14 protein-coding genes and 5 pseudogenes are annotated in these 19,365 nt (G+C 57.8%); 6 read left to right on the top strand and 13 right to left on the bottom strand.

From position 1 onward, the window contains the following. Positions 1-246 (bottom strand): annotated as a pseudogene (locus tag BN1189_RS16025) (sensor histidine kinase); the annotation flags it as partial. Beyond that, positions 243-950, bottom strand: a complete 708-nt coding sequence (locus BN1189_RS06645) for a response regulator transcription factor (protein ID WP_040226727.1) — start codon at positions 948-950, stop codon at positions 243-245. The gene BN1189_RS06645 and the pseudogene BN1189_RS16025, both read right to left, overlap by 4 nt. A 173-nt stretch (positions 951-1,123) precedes the next feature. Here BN1189_RS06645 and BN1189_RS06640 point away from each other — a divergent pair, with 173 nt between their 5' ends. Continuing rightward, positions 1,124-1,693, top strand: coding sequence for an MBL fold metallo-hydrolase (locus BN1189_RS06640; RefSeq protein ID WP_082194164.1), 570 nt, complete (start codon positions 1,124-1,126; stop codon positions 1,691-1,693). Here the strand turns inward: BN1189_RS06640 and BN1189_RS06635 are convergent. Next, positions 1,609-2,106: pseudogene (locus BN1189_RS06635) on the bottom strand (response regulator transcription factor); the annotation flags it as partial. The gene BN1189_RS06640 and the pseudogene BN1189_RS06635 sit on opposite strands and share 85 nt — an antisense overlap. A gap of 173 nt (positions 2,107-2,279) precedes the next feature. On the opposite strand from BN1189_RS06635, the gene BN1189_RS06630 reads away from it, so the two are divergent. Further along, entirely contained in the window at positions 2,280-3,014 is a 735-nt protein-coding gene (locus BN1189_RS06630) for an MBL fold metallo-hydrolase (protein WP_040226725.1), read from the top strand. A 179-nt stretch (positions 3,015-3,193) separates the two neighbouring features. Here the strand turns inward: BN1189_RS06630 and BN1189_RS06625 are convergent, their stop codons facing one another. The 6 genes from BN1189_RS06625 to BN1189_RS06600 form a co-directional block, all read right to left on the bottom strand. Beyond that, positions 3,194-4,168 carry a nuclease-related domain-containing protein gene (locus BN1189_RS06625; protein WP_040226723.1) on the bottom strand — a complete coding sequence of 325 codons (975 nt, stop codon included), beginning with the start codon at positions 4,166-4,168 and terminating at the stop codon, positions 3,194-3,196. Between the two features lie 266 nt (positions 4,169-4,434). Further along, complete coding sequence (locus BN1189_RS06620; RefSeq protein WP_040226721.1) at positions 4,435-5,619, bottom strand: M20 metallopeptidase family protein; 1,185 nt, start codon at positions 5,617-5,619, stop codon at positions 4,435-4,437. Positions 5,620-5,671: 52 nt separating this feature from the next. Continuing rightward, positions 5,672-7,105, bottom strand: coding sequence for a YfcC family protein (locus BN1189_RS06615; protein WP_052455690.1), 1,434 nt, complete (start codon positions 7,103-7,105; stop codon positions 5,672-5,674). Positions 7,106-7,372: 267 nt separating this feature from the next. After that, positions 7,373-8,140, bottom strand: a complete 768-nt coding sequence (locus BN1189_RS06610) for a dimethylarginine dimethylaminohydrolase family protein (protein ID WP_040226719.1) — start codon at positions 8,138-8,140, stop codon at positions 7,373-7,375. 27 nt (positions 8,141-8,167) lie between these two features. After that, positions 8,168-9,772: a M20/M25/M40 family metallo-hydrolase gene (locus BN1189_RS06605; protein ID WP_040226717.1), complete on the bottom strand. Its 1,605-nt coding sequence runs from the start codon at positions 9,770-9,772 to the stop codon at positions 8,168-8,170. 55 nt (positions 9,773-9,827) lie between these two features. Next, a complete protein-coding gene (locus tag BN1189_RS06600; protein ID WP_040226715.1) occupies positions 9,828-10,700 on the bottom strand; it encodes a dimethylarginine dimethylaminohydrolase family protein in 873 nt (290 codons plus the stop codon). A 200-nt stretch (positions 10,701-10,900) separates the two neighbouring features. Between BN1189_RS06600 and BN1189_RS06595 the strand changes: the two genes are divergently transcribed. After that, positions 10,901-11,632, top strand: coding sequence for an IclR family transcriptional regulator (locus tag BN1189_RS06595; RefSeq protein ID WP_040226731.1), 732 nt, complete (start codon positions 10,901-10,903; stop codon positions 11,630-11,632). A 111-nt stretch (positions 11,633-11,743) separates the two neighbouring features. Further along, a pseudogene (locus tag BN1189_RS16760) lies at positions 11,744-13,447 on the top strand (IS1182 family transposase); the annotation flags it as partial. 132 nt (positions 13,448-13,579) lie between these two features. On the opposite strand, the pseudogene BN1189_RS06580 reads toward BN1189_RS16760, so the two are convergent. Beyond that, positions 13,580-14,521: pseudogene (locus tag BN1189_RS06580) on the bottom strand (AbgT family transporter); the annotation flags it as partial. A 20-nt stretch (positions 14,522-14,541) separates the two neighbouring features. On the opposite strand from BN1189_RS06580, the pseudogene BN1189_RS06575 reads away from it, so the two are divergent. Further along, positions 14,542-14,799 (top strand): annotated as a pseudogene (locus BN1189_RS06575) (transposase); the annotation flags it as partial. A 132-nt stretch (positions 14,800-14,931) separates the two neighbouring features. On the opposite strand, the gene BN1189_RS06570 reads toward BN1189_RS06575, so the two are convergent. Next, positions 14,932-16,470: an AbgT family transporter gene (locus BN1189_RS06570; RefSeq protein ID WP_040226709.1), complete on the bottom strand. Its 1,539-nt coding sequence runs from the start codon at positions 16,468-16,470 to the stop codon at positions 14,932-14,934. 619 nt (positions 16,471-17,089) lie between these two features. Between BN1189_RS06570 and BN1189_RS06565 the strand changes: the two genes are divergently transcribed. Continuing rightward, a complete protein-coding gene (locus BN1189_RS06565) occupies positions 17,090-17,998 on the top strand; it encodes a nuclease-related domain-containing protein (protein WP_040226706.1) in 909 nt (302 codons plus the stop codon). Between the two features lie 169 nt (positions 17,999-18,167). On the opposite strand, the gene BN1189_RS06560 is transcribed toward BN1189_RS06565, so the two are convergent. Beyond that, the gene (locus tag BN1189_RS06560; RefSeq protein ID WP_040226704.1) at positions 18,168-19,001 is read right to left on the bottom strand and encodes an undecaprenyl-diphosphate phosphatase; all 834 of its coding nucleotides are present in this window, start codon (positions 18,999-19,001) and stop codon (positions 18,168-18,170) included. A gap of 6 nt (positions 19,002-19,007) precedes the next feature. Further along, positions 19,008-19,365, bottom strand: a 358-nt coding sequence (locus BN1189_RS06555; RefSeq protein WP_040226702.1) for a DedA family protein, incomplete at its 5' end; no start/stop codon positions are given.

The following is a 19,365-nucleotide window of genomic DNA, read 5'->3' as shown; positions in this document are numbered from 1 at the left end:
GTCGGCTCCGGTCACCCAGACCGCCCCGCTCGGCGGCATATACGCCAAGATGACACTCTTGGAGTCATCTGTCGGATCCAGCTTGTGCAACGCGACCGCCAGCTCCTCCCCCCGCGCCAGCAGCTGTTCCGCCTGCCGGTCGTACGTCATATGCGCAAACAGGAAATAAACACCCGTGCTCACGAGCGCCAGGATGATGAACATGAGCAGCGTCGTGAACACGTGGATCCGGGTCTTCAGCTTCATTTCGCGCTTTCCTTCATGACGTAGCCGACGCCGCGCACCGTGTGAATGAGCCCGTCGCCGATTTTCTTGCGCACGTACCGGACGTATACATCGACGACGTTCGTGTCGCCGTAATAGTCAAATCCCCAAACCGCATCGAGCAACTGCGCACGCTCGAACACCTGGTTCGGGTACTTGAGGAAATGCAGCAGCAAGTCAAACTCCCGCGGCGTCAGCTCGATCTCCCGGCCATCGCGCATGACCTCGCGGGTATGCTCATCAAGCGTCACCCCGCCGAACGAATGGACGTGATCCGGCTGCCCGTTGCCGCCGGCCGCCGCGCCGTTTCCGGACAGCGCCTTCGCCGTCCGCAGCACCGCGCGGATCCGGGCGAGCAGCTCCTCGATCTCGAATGGCTTCGTCACATAATCATTCGCCCCGAGATCGAGCCCCGCCACCTTATCCTCCACATCGTTCTTCGCCGTCAGCAAAATGACCGGCGCCGCCGGATCCGTCGCCCGGATGCGCCGCAGCACATCGAGCCCCGACAGCCCCGGCAGCATGAGATCGAGCAGCACGAGATCCCATCCGCCCTCGCGGAACCGGATGAGCCCCTCATCCCCCGCATGCGCGACGCCGGCCTCATACCCCTCGAACTCGAGTTCGAGCTGCAGCACCCGCGCAATATTCTCCTCATCTTCCACGATCAAAATCCGTTCAGCCATATCGTCCGTACCTCCTCGTTCCTTCTATTCTACTACGCCCGCGGCCGGCGGGTCATCCCGGGCCGTGAGGGCTTTTTGGGAAGACGGGCCGCGGATCGGCTTATCGGGATGGGCTGCGTAGGGCGGGGCGTTCGGTGGTAGACTGAGAGTATCAAGGTTTGGGAGGGGATTTTGTGAAGGTGATTCCAGTAGGGATCTGGGGCGGCTATCCGAAGGCGGAGTCGGCGACGTCGTCGTTTTTGATCGAGCATGACGGGTTTACGGTGCTGTTTGACTGCGGGAGCGGGGTGCTGTCGCAGGTGCAGCGGTACAAGACGCTTGAGGAGATCGATGCGGTCGTGGTGAGCCATTACCATGCGGATCATGTGGCGGATATCGGGAGCCTGCAGTATCATCATCTGATTGCGTCTTATACGGGGAACAGGCTTCCGAAGCTTCCGATCTATGCGCACGACCGCGATGCGGAGGGGTTCGCGGGGCTTTCCTATAAAGAGGTGACGGAAGGACGCGCGGTGCGGCCGGGTGAGGTGTATGAGATCGGGCCGTTTTCGGTGACGTTCGCGGAGACGGTTCATCCGGTGTATTGCCTGGCCGCGCGGTTTGAGGCCGGCGGGAAGGCGGCCGTCTTTACGGCGGACACGGAGTTCTTCGAGGGNCGCGGCGTCAGCTCGATCTCCCGGCCATCGCGCATGACCTCGCGGGTATGCTCATCAAGCGTCACCCCGCCGAACGAATGGACGTGATCCGGCTGCCCGTTGCCGCCGGCCGCCGCGCCGTTTCCGGACAGCGCCTTCGCCGTCCGCAGCACCGCGCGGATCCGGGCGAGCAGCTCCTCGATCTCGAATGGCTTCGTCACATAATCATTCGCCCCGAGATCGAGCCCCGCCACCTTATCCTCCACATCGTTCTTCGCCGTCAGCAAAATGACCGGCGCCGCCGGATCCGTCGCCCGGATGCGCCGCAGCACATCGAGCCCCGACAGCCCCGGCAGCATGAGATCGAGCAGCACGAGATCCCATCCGCCCTCGCGGAACCGGATGAGCCCCTCATCCCCCGCATGCGCGACGCCGGCCTCATACCCCTCGAACTCGAGTTCGAGCTGCAGCACCCGCGCAATATTCTCCTCATCTTCCACGATCAAAATCCGTTCAGCCATATCGTCCGTACCTCCTCGTTCCTTCTATTCTACTACGCCCGCGGCCGGCGGGTCATCCCGGGCCGTGAGGGCTTTTTGGGAAGACGGGCCGCGGATCGGCTTATCGGGATGGGCTGCGTAGGGCGGGGCGTTCGGTGGTAGACTGAGAGTATCAAGGTTTGGGAGGGGATTTTGTGAAGGTGATTCCAGTAGGGATCTGGGGCGGCTATCCGAAGGCGGAGTCGGCGACGTCGTCGTTTTTGATCGAGCATGACGGGTTTACGGTGCTGTTTGACTGCGGGAGCGGGGTGCTGTCGCAGGTGCAGCGGTACAAGACGCTTGAGGAGATCGATGCGGTCGTGGTGAGCCATTACCATGCGGATCATGTGGCGGATATCGGGAGCCTGCAGTATCATCATCTGATTGCGTCTTATACGGGGAACAGGCTTCCGAAGCTTCCGATCTATGCGCACGACCGCGATGCGGAGGGGTTCGCGGGGCTTTCCTATAAAGAGGTGACGGAAGGACGCGCGGTGCGGCCGGGTGAGGTGTATGAGATCGGGCCGTTTTCGGTGACGTTCGCGGAGACGGTTCATCCGGTGTATTGCCTGGCCGCGCGGTTTGAGGCCGGCGGGAAGGCGGCCGTCTTTACGGCGGACACGGAGTTCTTCGAGGGGCTCGCGGAGTTCGCGGCCGGCGCGGATCTGTTGGTGAGCGAGGCGAACTTGTATGAGGAAGACAAAGGCCGGGCGCCGGGCCATATGGCGGGCAGCGAAGCCGGCGGACTCGCCCGGCTGGCGGACGCCAAGCGGCTGCTGCTCACGCATCTGCCGCAGGCCGGCGATGTGCAGGTGATCAAGGGGGCCGCCATGGAAGCCTTCGGCGACAGCACGGAACTCGCGGAACCCGGCGGCGTCGTGGAGATATGACGGAAGTGTCCGGCCTTGTGCCGGACACTTCTTTTGGTGGTCGCGGGTTCGCCGCGTCGAACCCTCCCATCAAAAAGAAGAAGCTTTCGGCGGCGGGCCGAAAGCTTTCTTAACACTCAGGGCGGTTTGCTTAACATTCAGCGGCTCTTTCTTAACATTCAGGCAGTCTTTCTTAACATTCATGCCAAAACCGCCTTCTTCACCCTCATTAACGGCTCCGTGTAATCCCAGTAATAGTAAGTAGCCCGCCCTTTTCCGCCTTTTTTCAGGTTGTAAGCGGCCAGTAAGCGTGAAGCACTGGCGCTGCTGATGCCGAACAGTTCGCGGACCTGTGCATTCGTGATTGTCCGGCTTCTTAGGAGAAACCAGTCCTCCAGCGTTTTTGTATACGGGTCGGCCGTCTTCCAGCCGCATTGATTGCACGTCCAGTTCCGGCGGCTCTTCCGGTTCAGCCGTCCTTTGCATGTTCCCGCTTCACACACCGGGCCCCAGTACACTTCCCTATCGTCGATGCCGAGCCGGGGGAAGACGGGAAACGGGATGAACGGCGTATTCTCCTTGGCGATGCGGTCCGCGAGTTCCCAAAGCTCCTCGATTGTCCTTCCTCCGCCGCCTGTCCGGCCCAAAATGTCGTTTCGCAATTCGCGCAGGCTGAACAGTTTCCCCTGGGCAGGCGGTTTTTCGATGATTCCGCTTCCTGTCATCACGACTGCCCCGTCCACACTATACGGAATATTTTTCTGGTAAAGCCAAATCCGGAGGTTCGCAATTTCATCTTGAAGCTGCAACACCGGGCAGTCGTAGCGGGCTTTCAGCTGTCCCTGCTCATCATACTTGTACAAGCCGGCCGGATTGGGCTCAAAACGGAGGCGGCCGGCGATGTTCTTGGCTTCATAGATAATTGCGTATGCAGGCAGCATGACCAGAACATCAATTTGCACATAATGCCCCGGGGAAATCTCCAGATTGACATCCCAGAGGACCGGCCACTTGATGCCGAGCGTACCCAGATACTTCAGCACCCGTTCTTCCCCCGCAATCCCGGCCCCAATCGACCGCTTCTTGCGCTCAATCTCCTCAACCAACCGGTGCTTCACTGCAAGCCGGCGAATCGCTCGGCCGTAGGCAGCTTCATGAAGGACGGCGATCGACATATTTCCACACTCCCCCTTTCACCCCGTACCATATCACGGAAAGGAAGGGGTGAATAGCCGATTCCCCAACTTTGAAAATTGAGGCACTTTTTGATGTCAAAATTGAAAAATGGAGCCTCCGGAAAGCGGTTCGGGGCTCCATAAATTGGGGGTTTCTTGAATGTTAAGCAAACGAGTGTGAATGTTAAGCAAACTGCCGCGAATGTTAAGCAAACATCGCTGAATGTTAAGAAACCAAACCACCACGCCCTTTCAAGCCCCCCCGCTCACATCCCGAATACGTTTTCCGCCACCCGGATGTAGTAAGCGGCGCCGAGCGGGAGGGCGCTTTCGTCGACTTTCATTTTGCCGTGGTGGAGCGGGTGGGCGTGGCCGAAGTCTTCGTTGTGGACGCCGATGAACTGCATGGAGGCGGGGATCGCTTCCGAGTAAAAGGCGAAGTCTTCGGTGCCGAAGGCGGGTTCGCCGACTTCGAAAACGTTCTCCGCGCCGTAGATGTCCCGGGCGGCTTGGCGGGAAATGTCCACCGGGCCGGCCGCGTTGACGACGCCCGGGCAGCCGAGTTCCCATTCCAGTTCGTATCCGGCTCCGTGGGCGTCCGTGATGCCCCGGACGACCTGTTCGAACAGGTCTCTCGCCTTCACCCGGACTTCCGGGTCGTGGGAGCGGATCGTGCCGGTGAGTTCCGCATGGGAGGCGATGACGTTGTTTGCTTCGCCGCAGTGGAAGGTTGCGATCGTCAGGACAGGGACCTTCAGCGGCGGGAGTTTCCGGGAGACGATCTGCTGGGCGCTCATGACGATCTCGGATCCGATGGCGAGCGGGTCCACGCACAATTGAGGCGTCGAGGCGTGGCCGCCGCTGCCGATGATCCGGACGATGAAGTCGTCTGCGGCGCTCGTGAGCGATCCTTCCCGGACGGAGAATTTTCCTGCCGGGTAGTCGGGCTGGATGTGGAGGGCGAAGATCTGGTCGACCTCGTCGATGACGCCTTTTTCCACCAGTTGCTCCGCTCCGCCCGGCGACACTTCCTCCGCGTGCTGGAAGATGAAGCGCATTTCGCCGGCAAATTCATCCCGGCGGCCGACGAGTTCGCTCACCGCGCCGAGCAGCATCGCCGGGTGGCAGTCGTGGCCGCAGGCGTGCATGACGCCCGGGTTTTCGGAGCGGAAGTCAATGTCCGCTTCTTCCTCGATCGGCAGTGCGTCAATGTCCGCCCGAAACGCGATGACCGGCGCGTTTCCTTCTGCCGGCTTCGTCCCTTTCAGCACCGCGAGGACGCTTGTCGCGGTCGGCTTTGATACTTCCAGGCCATCACCGAAGCCGTTCAGCACGCCTTCAATATAGTTTGCCGTTTCGAATTCCCGGTGGGAGAGCTCCGGGTGGCGATGGAGATGACGGCGCCACCCGACGACCTTTTCTGTGAGTGTTTCGTTGATCTGCTGGACCATGTAAAAAACTCCTTTCCTGATGGATCTGATCTTGACTCGCCCTCATACCTCATCAGAACGGGCCGTAGCCGACCGCCTGGGCGATGATAATGAAAATGATGCCGACCGCCACCTGGGCGAGGAACAGCGGGAAGACCCACTTGAACCACTTCGTGAACGGGATGCCCATCATGGCGAGGCCCGCGATCGTTACACCGCTTGTCGGGATGACGACATTGGACAGACCGTCTCCGAGCTGGAACGCGAGAACGGCGGTCTGCCGCGTGACGCCGAGCAAGTCTGAGAGCGGCGCCATGATCGGCATCGTGAGTGCGGCCTGGCCGCTTCCCGACGGAACGAGGAAGTTGATGAACAGCTGGGTGATGAACATGCCGACCGCATTGATGCTTGCCGGGAGTACGCCGAGGAGGCCGGCCGCGCCGTGCAGGATCGTGTCGAGCAGTGCCCCTTCCCGGGCGATGACGAGGATGGTCGTCGCGACCCCGATGATGAGTGCGCCGGACGTCATTTCCTTCGCCCCGTCGATGAATCCGTCCGCCAGGTCTCCGGGCGATATGCGGCAAATGATTCCCATGATGATTCCGCCGAGCAGGAAGATGCCGGCGATTTCGCTGATGTACCACCCTTGGGCGATGACGCCGTAGACGAGGCCCACGAATGTCAGGCCGAGCACGATCATCGCCAGTTTATGGCACGTGGATGCTTTGTACTCCTTGTCGACTTCAGGGATTTCCGACGGTTTGAACTTCCCGTATTCGGCACGCGACGGGTCTTTCTTGATCCTCCTCATATGAAGGAACAGATAACCGACGACCATGAGGTAAAACACCACGAACAAGGCGATCCGGAGTCCCATCCCCGAGTAGACCGGCAATTCCGCGATGGTCTGGGCGACTCCGATGTTGAACGGGTTGGTGATCCCCGAGACAAAACCGACGGACATCATGCCGAGTGCGACGGATGCGTAGCCGGTCAGTGTATCCAGCTTCAGCGCCAGGAACATCGGGGCGATGATCGCGATGTAGACGAGCTGGTCTTCGGCCGAACCGATCAGGGCACCGAGCAGGGCGAACATCAGGGTCAGGATCGGGACAAGCACGTATTCCCGCGCAGCGAAGCGGGCGGCCGTCACTTTGATGAGCGCATCGATTGCGCCCGTCCGCTGCATCATGCCGAGCGCCCCGCCGAACAGGAAGACGAACAGGATGATCATCCCGCCTTCGACAAAACCGACGTGGACGCTGTTGAACATCTCAAGAAACCCGATCGGCTGCTGGTCGATATAATGGAACGAATCCGGGTTCACGATACTCCGGCCGTCCACGTCTTCCCGGTCATACTGGCCGGCAGGGACGATGTAGGTCAGGGCCGTCATGACGAGGATGATCATAAACATGAGGACGAACGGATTCAGCGACCTCTTTTCTTTCTTCTCCGGCCCCTCTCCGGGCGGTGCGCCTTTCGGTCCATCGATCGGCTTGTTCATCGTCGACACTCCATTCTGATTTGTTTTCATTGGCATGGGTAAAGCGGCGTGCCGTTTTTACGGCATGGTCGCCAAGGTGTCTCATCCCGCGGTGTCTGCGGTCTTTGCGCCGGGGATCTTCTTCCGGCGGGTGAAATGAACACTTCGCTGTATCCGCTTACAATACAGGGCACAAGTTCCAATTTTCAGTCTAAATTGATGAACGGGAGGCCCGCCGCCGGTGTTTCCGGCAGTGGTCCCTCCCCTTTTTGGCTTGGTCTATCCGATTCAGAATCGCAGCGACAGGCAACTGAGACCGCCGTCCTGCTTCTGGACTTCACTCATATCGAGTTCGATTGTTTTGTAGCCGGCTTCTTCGATTTTGCGCTTCGTTTCCGGGAAGCCTGCCGGGATGATGACGCGGTCGTTCACCCGGATGCAGTTCGCGGAGTATTCGTCTTCCTTGCCGATGACGATCTTGTCATAGTCGGCGAAGGCGGGATGATCGATGAACTCGCCGGCGACGACCATGTTGTTGTTTCCGAGATAGGCGATGCCCGTCTTCAAATGGAAGAACTCCTCGAGCGGCAGGATTTCCGCAGTGTAGCCTTCCTTTTCGACGATCTCTTTGAGCTGGCGGGCGCCTTCTTCGTTCGTCCGCTCGGACAGGCCGATGGAGAAGCGGTTGTCCGCCTGGAGCACGTCCCCGCCGTCAAGGAAGCCCGGCGATTCGATATGATAGAACGTTTCGTAGAACTTGCCGAGCGCCTTTTCGATCGCTTCCTTTTCGCCGTTGCGGCTTTCCGCGCCCGGGTTGGCGATCACCGCGAATTCCGGAGTGAGGACGGCCGGGTCTTCGACGAAAACAGAGTCCGGGTACTGCTCATCCGCCGGCAATTCGGTCACTTCCACGCCGCAGCTCTTCAGCGCTTCCACGTATGCTTGATGCTGTTCGGCGACTTTGCCGTAATCGGGTTTTCCGAGGTCGGAGGTGGTGAGGCCGTCGACATAGCTTTTTGCAGGTGCTTTAACGATGACGTTCTTGAATTGGGACATGTTGTTCTTCCTTCCTATGGTGGGTTTTCATTTCTCGATGAACAGCTTCCGGATGAGCGTTTCCAGCATGGCCGGCAATCGTCTGAATGCGCTGTCCATGTGGAGGCGCTCTGTCCGCTGATGGGCGTCGCGGCCGAGCGGTCCGAGGTTCAGGACGGGGGCGGACAGTTTCCGCATGCCTTCGAACGGGATGCTGTACGTGTCTCCCCATACCGGCGTGTTGCGTTCATAGACGATCCAGCCGTTGCCGTCATCCTTGTAGTTGACGTAGCTCAAGTCGCAGATGCCGTTGAAATAATGGATCTGGCCGAGTTTCGTACCGAGGGCATCCGCCGTTTCTTTCATGAGGGCGACTGCATCCCGGACGAGCTTCTCATCCGAAGAGTTGATCGCCGGATAATAAGGCGGGGCGTACAGGAGAACGATGGCCGGGGACAACTCCTGGCATTCGATCATCAGCAGGTCCGCGACGGCGAAGCTCTGGGCCCGCTCGTCGGTGCCCGCTCCGGCAATTGCTTCTTCTTTCAGTCGCCGGACCGTCTCCGGACCGAGCTTGTCTTCGGCGTGCGCGACAATCTGTTCGTAGCGGTACACCTGCACATCGCCGATGCCCCGGACTCCCTGCCTGCGGCAAATCTCACGGTATTCGGAGCTGCACTCGGCTGCGGAATCGCGCGCAACCCGTTCAAACGTTTCCATCACGTCGGCCGCGGTGCGCCTGTACAGGAATACATTGTAGAGGGCGGCCGCCCGGTACGGCGTCTGGGTCGAGTACCGGTCTTTCAAGTCGCGTTGATAAAGGGAGACCGGAAGCGGCGTCGTCTCCCCGAACTCCGTCTCCTCGAACAAGTCGCAAAACTCCATCCGCCGGGTCAGGAATGAAGCGATGTAATTTGCGGTCAGGCCCTGGAATGGCTCGCCGACATGCGTTTCCTTCCCGTAGAAAAGCGCAGCCGGCATGATTTTCCCGATCGTGCCGGAGTAGATGTATTCCTTTTCGTCGCCCGGCTCCTGCGTGAAAGACGGTTCCCCGTTCAAAAACAGGCTGTAGGACAAATCATGCGCTTCCGCCAGGCCGAGCATCACCTCGACCGCGACCCGCATGCCCGCGGAGTTGACTTCCTCATCCGGTACGGTCAGGAGCAGAAGGTTGACCGGCCAGTTCTCGTCCGCCGCCTGTTCGATGAGCGCCATATGCGCGGCGAGCCCCGCCTTCATGTCCATCGTGCCGCGCCCGAACAGATACTCTCCCGATTCAAGATCCGCCCGCGCTTCTTCATGGAGCGCGTCCTTCACTTCGTGCAGCTTCGCGGTCAGTTCCTCGGGCAGCGTCGACAATGCCTGGAGGGCGCCGTATTCCTCGGTCTGCACGGTGTCGAAGTGGCTGATGAGCACAATCGTGTCGGCCGCTTCCGGATGCTTATATAGCGCCGTGACCGTATGCCGGCCGTAATCCACGTCGTGGAGGGCGACCCGGTCCGGATGCTGCCTGAAGTGATCCATCTCCCGGAGTTTCGTCTCAAGCCGGTGCGCAAACAAGCGCTCCCCCTCCGTCAGCGTGCGGCTGTCCCAGCTCACCAGTTCACAGAGAAGCGCACGGCGCGCTTCCGGTGTATCCCATCTGCGTCCCATCAGTCGGCCTCCTTCCGTGCTGCGGGTTTTCCCGACCCGCGGACAATAAGGCACTTCATTTCCTGATCACCGGGCACGTCAGGCACGTCGGCCCGCCCGTTCCTTTAAAGGTGATTTCGTCGCCTTTGTATTCATGGACCGTCGCGCCGGCCGCTTCGAGCGCCGCTTTCGTCACCGGGTTGCCCGACGGAATGACGACGTGGCGCGGAGCAAGCGCGAGCACATTGCATCCGAGATTGTCATATTCCTCCTCCGGGACTTCGATGAGCTTGACGCCGCCATTGATCAGTCGCTGCCGGAGAAAAACCGGCATGAGCGGCGAGTGGACAACCGCCAGGTCACGGTCGACCATGCTCAGGAAAGACATGAGATGCAGGCACTCGGCCTCCCCCCGGTCGTGCGGAAGCTGGACTTCGATGAATTCGTCGACATAGGGTGCCGTTAGTTCACGGAGCTGTCGGATCGCCTCGTCATTCGTCCGGTATCCGCGGCCGACGGCAATCGTCCGGTCATCCAGCCAGACGATGTCGCCCCCGTCGGATACGGCTTCACCGGTGAGTTCCCCGATCACCGGTATGCCTTTTTCCTGCAGGTACTGTTTATAAATCCGCGCTTCCGGCTGCCGGAGCTCCTTGCCGGATTTCAGGATGATGGCGCCTTCAGGGGTGAATTTGACGGGATCATGCGCGTAGAGCGAATCGAGCCCCGCCTCCTCCGCTTCCGGAAGGAAATCAATCTCCGGGACGTGGGCTTCGAGGATATTCAGGAACTCGTCGAATTCGCGGACCGCCTCGCCGTAATCCGGCACGTCTGTGTAATTAAACATCCGCCAGTTTTCATCGAGATGTTCCTGGCTGCGGAATGCCTGCTCGGGACGCTTCACGATGACCCGTTCGAGCGGTCCGTACATCGATGAAAGGAAATGCATGTGAGAGATCCTCCTTTTTCCGTCAGGCAGAAAGTTTTTTCACTAAACGGAAAGTTGTTGGTACAAATATACGAACTTCATGCTATACTGTCAATATATTTAGATATTTCCGTTAGGTGAGAAAGATATATTGGAAAAGGTGTGTGTTCCTCCCTGACTAACAGGAAGAAGACACATCCGCTTTGGAAGGAGAGAACAAGATGCAGGCACTGGAACGCACGATGGGAATCGCCTCTCTGCTGGCGGAAGCCGATCACGGGGGGCTGTCGATTTCCGAGTTGGCCCAGCGGAGCGGACTGCCGCTCAGCACAATGCACCGGATGCTGAAAGCGATGGCCGATGTCCGGCTGGCGGAGCAGGATGAACAGACGAAGCTTTACCGGCTCGGGCCGGTTTGGATGGAATACGGACTTCGCATCTATGATTCGATCGACTACATTTCCAAAATCCGGCCGGAGCTCGAACGGCTGGCCCGCGAGGTGAACGAAAGTGTTTATTTGAGCCGTCCTTCCGGCATTGAAGCGGTCGTCATGGAACGGATCGACAGTGAGGACAATCCGATCCGCGTCAACGACAAACTCGGCCTCCGCATCCCGATGCACATCGGGGCCGCCAATAAATCCATGCTCGCCGCCATGCCGGACGATCACGCATCGGATATCCTCACCCGGCTCATCCCGAAAGAAGACGTCGCGGGATTCATGGAACAGCTTGGCCGGATCCGCGAGCAGGGCTTCGCGGACAGCCACGGCGAGCGGACGCCCGGCACTTCTTCAGTCGCCGTCGCCGTCAAAGACGGCCTCGGTGCCGTGATCGGCTCCGTCTCCATCGGCTTCGTCAACTACAGCCTCACGGACGAACGGCTCGCCTTCCTCGCCGGAAAAGTGAAAGAGACAGGCGCCCGGATCTCGGCGAAGCTCGGAGTCGGATGACAACGCAAAGGGGCTGTCCAGAAAGTCGATAAAAACGACTTTCTGTAACAGCCCCTTTCTTGTTTTTTATCTCTCTCAAAAAAATAGAAAAAGACCGCTGCCTTTTGTAGAATGGAGTCACCACAACAACACACACAAAGGAGCGATCTTTTTATGTGCAATCCGAAGACTGCTACAACAGAGTATATCACAGAAATGGAGATCTTGGCAGAGGTGAACAAGCCTGAGGAAAAACGTCCAAAACGCCGGTTGGCGCCTGTCTTCAAGCCCTATGATAACCGCCAGTCCTTCGCCATCTTCGATGTCGAATCGCTGGTTCCCGATGACCATGTGGCACGTGTCATTGATGAAATGATCGAGACGATTCCGGATGATCAGCTCATTGCGCATTATTCCGGAGGCGGCCGCAGTTCTTACCACCCGAAGATGATGCTTAAGATCATTCTTTACGCCTACTCCCAAAAGGAATATTCCTGCCGGCGCATTGAAAAGCTGACAAGGGAAAGCATTCCTGCTATGTGGCTGGCCGCCGGCCAGCTTCCCGACTACCGGACCATCAATGAGTTCCGCGGGGTCCGAATGCCCAAGATGATCGATGATTTATTCGAAGCGATGGTGATGGAATTGCATCATCGCGGCTTCATTGACTTTGAAAATTACTTCCTCGATGGGACGAAAATCGAGGCGGATGCCAATAAATATTCCTTTGTATTCAAGAAAGCGGTGTTGGGATACGAGGAAAAGCTGAAAAAGAAAATCAGCGAGACCCTGCAGGAGATCCATGAGATTGCAGAGGCAGAGGGATTCGAAATGGGAAGTCTGCCTGAAGGTGATCCTTCGGTGGAGGAACTGATGGAGACCGTCTCCCGTTTGGAAGGACAGGAAGAGATCCTGACGGACAAAATTGAGAAAGAGACAGATACAGCGGTCCGCAAGGGAATCCGTAGAAAACGCTCGATGATCCGCAGGAAGCTCAAGTTGGTCCGGGATGACTTCATTCCGAGGAAAGAGAAATATGCTGCCCAGCTTGAGGTTTGCGGAGAAGACCGGAATAGTTACTCGAAGACAGACCCGGATGCCACATTCATGCGAATGAAAGAAGATCATATGAAAAACGGCCAGCTCAAGCCCGGCTACAATATCCAGATGGCCACCGAGAACCAATTTGTTCTTTTCTATTCTGTTCACCAGCGGCCCACAGACACCCGGTGTCTGATCCCACACATGGAAGCCTACCGGGAAACTGCGCTGCCGATGCCAAAGCGCATTGTCGCGGATGCGGGATACGGAAGTGAGGAGAATTACCTTTATCTTCTCGGAGAGGAAGACGGAGAAGCGGTTGCCGATTTTCTAATCCCGTATAACACCTACCTGAAGGAACAATCGCGCAGTTATAAGAAAAACGCATACAACGCCAAGAACTGGGCGTATCACGAAGAGGATGATCTGTTCGTCTGTCCGAACGGACGGAAAGTCCGCTTCAAGAAATACATGAAAAAGAAAAATGCGTCTGGCTTCGTCCAGGATTTCAAAATCTATGAGTGCGAGGATTGCAGTGACTGCCCGTTGAAAGCACTGTGCACCAAGGCAAAAGGGAACCGGCAGGTTCACTGGAATCCGATTTATGAGGAATTGAAGGCCAAGGCAAGAAAAGCCCTTGATGATGAAACCCTAAAACAGATCTACGCCCTTCGGAAAATCGAAGTGGAGACAGTTTTTGGGAATCTCAAGGGCAATTTGGCGTTCCGTCGATTCCATCTTCGAGGGCTGGATAAGGTTCACTTGGAGTTTGGAATCCTGGCACTCGCCCACAATTTCCTGAAAGTGGCGGGCATCCTGCGGATGCCTTCTGCCAAACATATTCAAAATAAAAGGAAGGAGGCGAAAAACGATTTGTTTTTCGCCTCCTTCATCATTTTAGGGACTTATCGGACAGCCCCTTCTCAATTAACTCGGGTTGTAGAAGATCGGTGCATCCGGTCCGAGCGGCAGTCCGAGGAGCATCCAGATGATGAGGACGGCGCTCCAGACGCCGAGGAAGACCATCGAGTACGGGAACATCGTGGAAACGAGTGTCCCGATGCCCATTTTCTTGTCGTATTTCTGGGCGAACGCGATGATGACCGCAAAGTAGGTCATGAGCGGCGAGATGATGTTCGTCGACGAGTCGGCGACGCGGTACGCCATTTGCGTGAGCTCCGGCGAGTAGCCGAGCTGCATCATGATCGGAACGAAGATCGGGGCCATCATCGCCCATTTGGCGGAGGCACTGCCGATGAACAGGTTGATGAATGCCGCGATCACGATAAACAGCAGGACGAGCGGGATGCCGGTGAGCTTGATGCTCTGCAGGAATTCCGCGCCGTACACGCCGAGGACGAGGCCCATTCCGGATTCGGAGAAGTAGGCGACGAACTGGGCGGCGGTGAAGCTGAGGACGATGAACATGCCCATCGACGCCATCGTCTTGCCCATCATTTCCGCGACGTCTTTGTCGTTGCGGATGACTTTCGTCACTTTCCCGTAGACGAGTCCCGGAATGAAGAACAGGATCGCGATGATCGGGACGAGCGAGCTCATGAACGGCGAGCGGATGATCGGCATGTCGCCTTCGTCGCCTCGGAGCGGTGCACCCGGAATGACGACGAGCAGCAGCATGAGGCCGGCTGCGATGACGACCGAGACGGCGGACCAGATGAGGCCCTTCTTCTCGACCGACGTCAGCTTTTCCATGCTTTCGCGGAATTCGCCCTTGTACTCGCCAAGGCGCGGCTCGACGATCTTCTCGGTCACCCACGCGCCGGCGAGGGTCAGGACGAAGACGGAGATCGCGATGAAGTAGTAGTTCATGGCGATGTTCATGCTGCCGGCGTATGCCGGATCGATGATCTCCGNGCGAGGATTGCAGTGACTGCCCGTTGAAAGCACTGTGCACCAAGGCAAAAGGGAACCGGCAGGTTCACTGGAATCCGATTTATGAGGAATTGAAGGCCAAGGCAAGAAAAGCCCTTGATGATGAAACCCTAAAACAGATCTACGCCCTTCGGAAAATCGAAGTGGAGACAGTTTTTGGGAATCTCAAGGGCAATTTGGCGTTCCGTCGATTCCATCTTCGAGGGCTGGATAAGGTTCACTTGGAGTTTGGAATCCTGGCACTCGCCCACAATTTCCTGAAAGTGGCGGGCATCCTGCGGATGCCTTCTGCCAAACATATTCAAAATAAAAGGAAGGAGGCGAAAAACGATTTGTTTTTCGCCTCCTTCATCATTTTAGGGACTTATCGGACAGCCCCTTCTCAATTAACTCGGGTTGTAGAAGATCGGTGCATCCGGTCCGAGCGGCAGTCCGAGGAGCATCCAGATGATGAGGACGGCGCTCCAGACGCCGAGGAAGACCATCGAGTACGGGAACATCGTGGAAACGAGTGTCCCGATGCCCATTTTCTTGTCGTATTTCTGGGCGAACGCGATGATGACCGCAAAGTAGGTCATGAGCGGCGAGATGATGTTCGTCGACGAGTCGGCGACGCGGTACGCCATTTGCGTGAGCTCCGGCGAGTAGCCGAGCTGCATCATGATCGGAACGAAGATCGGGGCCATCATCGCCCATTTGGCGGAGGCACTGCCGATGAACAGGTTGATGAATGCCGCGATCACGATAAACAGCAGGACGAGCGGGATGCCGGTGAGCTTGATGCTCTGCAGGAATTCCGCGCCGTACACGCCGAGGACGAGGCCCATTCCGGATTCGGAGAAGTAGGCGACGAACTGGGCGGCGGTGAAGCTGAGGACGATGAACATGCCCATCGACGCCATCGTCTTGCCCATCATTTCCGCGACGTCTTTGTCGTTGCGGATGACTTTCGTCACTTTCCCGTAGACGAGTCCCGGAATGAAGAACAGGATCGCGATGATCGGGACGAGCGAGCTCATGAACGGCGAGCGGATGATCGGCATGTCGCCTTCGTCGCCTCGGAGCGGTGCACCCGGAATGACGACGAGCAGCAGCATGAGGCCGGCTGCGATGACGACCGAGACGGCGGACCAGATGAGGCCCTTCTTCTCGACCGACGTCAGCTTTTCCATGCTTTCGCGGAATTCGCCCTTGTACTCGCCAAGGCGCGGCTCGACGATCTTCTCGGTCACCCACGCGCCGGCGAGGGTCAGGACGAAGACGGAGATCGCGATGAAGTAGTAGTTCATGGCGATGTTCATGCTGCCGGCGTATGCCGGATCGATGATCTCCGCACCGAGGATCGTCAGCTCGCCGAGGAGCGCATCGGTCCCGGACAGAAGCAGGTTGGCGCTGAACCCGCCGGACACCCCGGCGAATGCGGCGGCAAGACCCGCGAGCGGATGCCGGCCGAGCGCGGCGAAGATGACCGCGCCGAGCGGCGGAAGCACGACATAGCCCGCGTCGGACGCGACGGACGACATGACGCCCGCAAAGACGAGCCCGAGCGTGATGAGCCGCTTCGGCACCGACATGACAAACCCGCGGAGCAGCGCGGAAATGAGGCCGGACCCCTCCGCCACCCCGATGCCGAGCATCGTGAGAAGCACGACTCCGAGCGGCGCAAAGCCGATGAAGTTGTCGGTCATGCTCGTAAATATGTAATGGATCCCCTCTTTATTGAGGAGGTTTTTCACCTCGATCATTTCCCCCGGCTTGCCCGGATGTTCGACCGAAATGCCGAACGACGAAACGATCGCGGAAAGGATCAGCACGAGAAGTGCGAGGCCGGCGAAAAGTGTCACCGGATGCGGGAGCTTGTTCCCGACGGTCTCGATCGAATCGAGGAATTTTTGGAAAAACCCTTTTTTCTTGTTCGCTTCCATGTTTTCTCCTTTCTTAGATGACCGTAAAGATTCAGTCTTCTTAACGCCTGGTCACAGGCACTCTGAGTAGTATAGCGGACCGGTCCCTCGAAATGAAGACGTTTTCAAGAAGTGTCAATCGAGAGAAACGGGTGAATGTTTGGAAGAGGGAGAAGGTGGGAGTGGCAAGGCGGGAGAGGCGTGGAGAGGCGAATCGAACGATTAAGTGTTTGAATCGAACGATTAGGCACTTGAATCGAACGATTAACAGTTTGAATCGAACGATTAGCGCTCTGAATCGAACGATTAGCTTCGCCAGGATCAGGCGACTCGGCAGCTTGCCATGGAAGTGAAAACCTGTGTAGGTCGAAAGAATCATTTTTTCTCGAATGACGTACATAACTGTACGCAAAATTAAATTTCGAACTCATTTTTCCGAGTTAACACCCGGTTATCCACAGGCCCGGACGGCACTGCTTTTATAGCATCTTCCCCCCGCCACGAGACCGTGCTATGGTTGAGGAAATACGAGGGAAAGCAGGTGGCGGACGTAGCATCCGAGTCATCTTCCAAACTGATTATCCATTGCCAGGAACGTGTCGTTGCGCGATTCAGAGGACCTCAAAAAAAGAAAACCGAGTTGGAGAAGCAATTGAACAATAAAAGAGCCGGATTGGCAGGCGAAGAGCGTCTGCTGGACACGATTCATTCAGCCGGATTGCCGCAGGGGAGCAAAGTTTTGTGGGATATTGGACTGCCGATGCCTTTTGGTGCGTTCATCCAGCTGGATACGATTTTAATTATGCCTTCCGGTGTCTTCATTTTTGAAGCCAAGCAGATCGGAGGCAGACTCCGGTTCACCCAGGGACCGGCCGAGCTTCAGAAGGTCGAAAACGGGCTGGTCACCCAGTCGATGGACTGTCCCGTCGCTCAATTCAGGGATCAACAAGAAAGTCTCGGCAACTGGCTTCAGATGCAACAGTTGAATGTGCCGGTGGGCGGAGCGGTCGTGCTCACTGCAAACCCCATTGTCGAGCAGATTCAGACGGGATTGCCGGTGATCCGCCTGCGGGAACTGCGGAGCCTGATCCGTCTTCATGCGGGCAAGCCGACGATCTGGACGGCGGATGAAATCCTGGAGATCGCCGGAAGGATCGGCGAGAGTCACACTCCCTACCTGCCGTTTCCTTATTGCGATTTCGCGCAGATTGATCGCCGGGATTTATATTGGGGACCCATCTGCATATGCACGGGCTGGTTGGATAAGGCGTCCGAGCGGATCTGGACATGCCCCCTCTGCGGTTTAGAGAAAGAAGCGCCTTACAGAGAAACGATCCTGGACTGGCTTTTGCTGAGAAGCAGAACGATCACCCCGAGGCAATGCCGCGAGCTGTTCCTCCTGAGCAGCTCCAGCAGTCCGCAACGAATTCTTTCCGAGTTTCCGCTCCGGAAAGTTGGAAAGGGACGTTCCGTCCGCCATGTGCTCGATTACCCGCAAGCCCTCCGATTTCTCCATGACATGCAACAGCTGGTGCTCAGTACGAGATGACGTTTTTGGGCGAATCGAACGATTAGGCGTTTGAATCGAACGATTAGCCTCTCGAATCGAACGATTAACCGGTTGAATCGAACGATTAGCCTTCCGAATCGAACGACTAGCCGCCGTCTATGTTGTAGCCCCACCCCACACAAAAACCCCGCCAAGGCGGGGTTTTTCCTTACGCGAACACGAACCAGGACAGCACGGCGGCCAACACAAGGCGGTAGATCGCAAACGGGGTGAGTTTGATTTTGTCGATCAGCTTCAGGAAGAATTTGATCGAGATCAGCGCGAAGATGAAGGCGCTCACGAAGCCGACGATGTAGAACGGCAGGTGGGCGGCGGTCATTTCGTCCATGTTTTTCATGACGGAGACGAGGCTCGCGCCGGCCATGATCGGGACGGCCATGATGAACGTGAAGTCGGCCGCCGTTTTGTGGTTGAGGCCGAACAGGACGCCGCCGGAGATCGTGGCGCCGGAGCGCGAGAAGCCCGGCCAGAGCGAGAGGCACTGGACGAGGCCGATCGCGAGCGCCTGGCGGTATGTGATCTGGTCGAGCGACGTGACGCGCGGATTTTTCGGACCGAATTTGTCGGCGGCGATCATGAGGATTGCGCCGGCGACGAGCGCCCAGATGACCGTCTTCACGCCGAACAGATGGTCGTCGATAAAGTCCTTGAACGCGAAACCGATGATGACGGCCGGCAGCATGCCGATGATGACGTGCAGCAAGTTAAACCGCTCGCTCATCTTGCCGTCGGTCACGTCCCCTTGATAGAGGCCGATCAGGCTGAACAGCCGTTTCCAGAACACGACGACGACCGCCAGAATCGAACCGAGCTGCACGACGATCTTGAATGTATTCGCCGAGTATTTGCCGAGGAACTCCTCGGTTTTCAGCCACATGTCGTCGACGATGATCATATGTCCTGTCGACGAGACGGGCGCAAACTCGGTCATGCCCTCGACGAAGCCGAGGATGAGTGCTTTCAGAAGTTCAAATAATTCCATATTGCGTTAAGCCCGCTTTCTTCGGAAATTAAAATACGAGAGGAGGCCCGCCACCAACAGCAGTCCGAGGACCAGGTAGGCGAACGTCGAATACACATCCATATACCGGACGACGATGTGCCAGTTCTCCCCGACCGCGGCGCCGAGCGACACGAGGACGGTGTTCCAGAGCAGGCTGCCCGCCGCCGTCAGCACGATGAACGAGCCGAGGTTCATCCGCGACATGCCCGCCGGAATCGAGATGAGGCTCCGGACGAGCGGGACGAGGCGGCAGAAAAAGACGGTCCACACGCCGTGGCGGTCGAACCAGCCGTCCGCCCGCTCGATGTCCCGGCGCGTCAGCCGGAGCACGCGGCCCCACCGG

It is taken from the genome of Bhargavaea cecembensis (genome assembly GCF_000826125.2).
Lineage (GTDB): Bacteria > Bacillota > Bacilli > Bacillales_A > Planococcaceae > Bhargavaea > Bhargavaea cecembensis_B.
The sequence above is the reverse complement of the archived record's forward strand: the minus strand, read 5'-3'. Positions and strand labels throughout refer to the sequence as shown.

What these genes read in the sequence shown, in the direction of transcription:
- BN1189_RS06645 (WP_040226727.1), bottom strand. Translation starts at nt 950, where the DNA reads ATGGCTGAACGGATTTTGATCGTGGAAGATGAGGAGAATATTGCGCGG.
- BN1189_RS06625 (WP_040226723.1), bottom strand. Translation starts at nt 4,168, where the DNA reads ATGTCGATCGCCGTCCTTCATGAAGCTGCCTACGGCCGAGCGATTCGC.
- BN1189_RS06620 (WP_040226721.1), bottom strand. Translation starts at nt 5,619, where the DNA reads ATGGTCCAGCAGATCAACGAAACACTCACAGAAAAGGTCGTCGGGTGG.
- BN1189_RS06615 (WP_052455690.1), bottom strand. Translation starts at nt 7,105, where the DNA reads ATGAACAAGCCGATCGATGGACCGAAAGGCGCACCGCCCGGAGAGGGG.
- BN1189_RS06610 (WP_040226719.1), bottom strand. Translation starts at nt 8,140, where the DNA reads ATGTCCCAATTCAAGAACGTCATCGTTAAAGCACCTGCAAAAAGCTAT.
- BN1189_RS06605 (WP_040226717.1), bottom strand. Translation starts at nt 9,772, where the DNA reads ATGGGACGCAGATGGGATACACCGGAAGCGCGCCGTGCGCTTCTCTGT.
- BN1189_RS06600 (WP_040226715.1), bottom strand. Translation starts at nt 10,700, where the DNA reads ATGCATTTCCTTTCATCGATGTACGGACCGCTCGAACGGGTCATCGTG.
- BN1189_RS06595 (WP_040226731.1), top strand. Translation starts at nt 10,901, where the DNA reads ATGCAGGCACTGGAACGCACGATGGGAATCGCCTCTCTGCTGGCGGAA.
- BN1189_RS06570 (WP_040226709.1), bottom strand. Translation starts at nt 16,470, where the DNA reads ATGGAAGCGAACAAGAAAAAAGGGTTTTTCCAAAAATTCCTCGATTCG.
- BN1189_RS06560 (WP_040226704.1), bottom strand. Translation starts at nt 19,001, where the DNA reads ATGGAATTATTTGAACTTCTGAAAGCACTCATCCTCGGCTTCGTCGAG.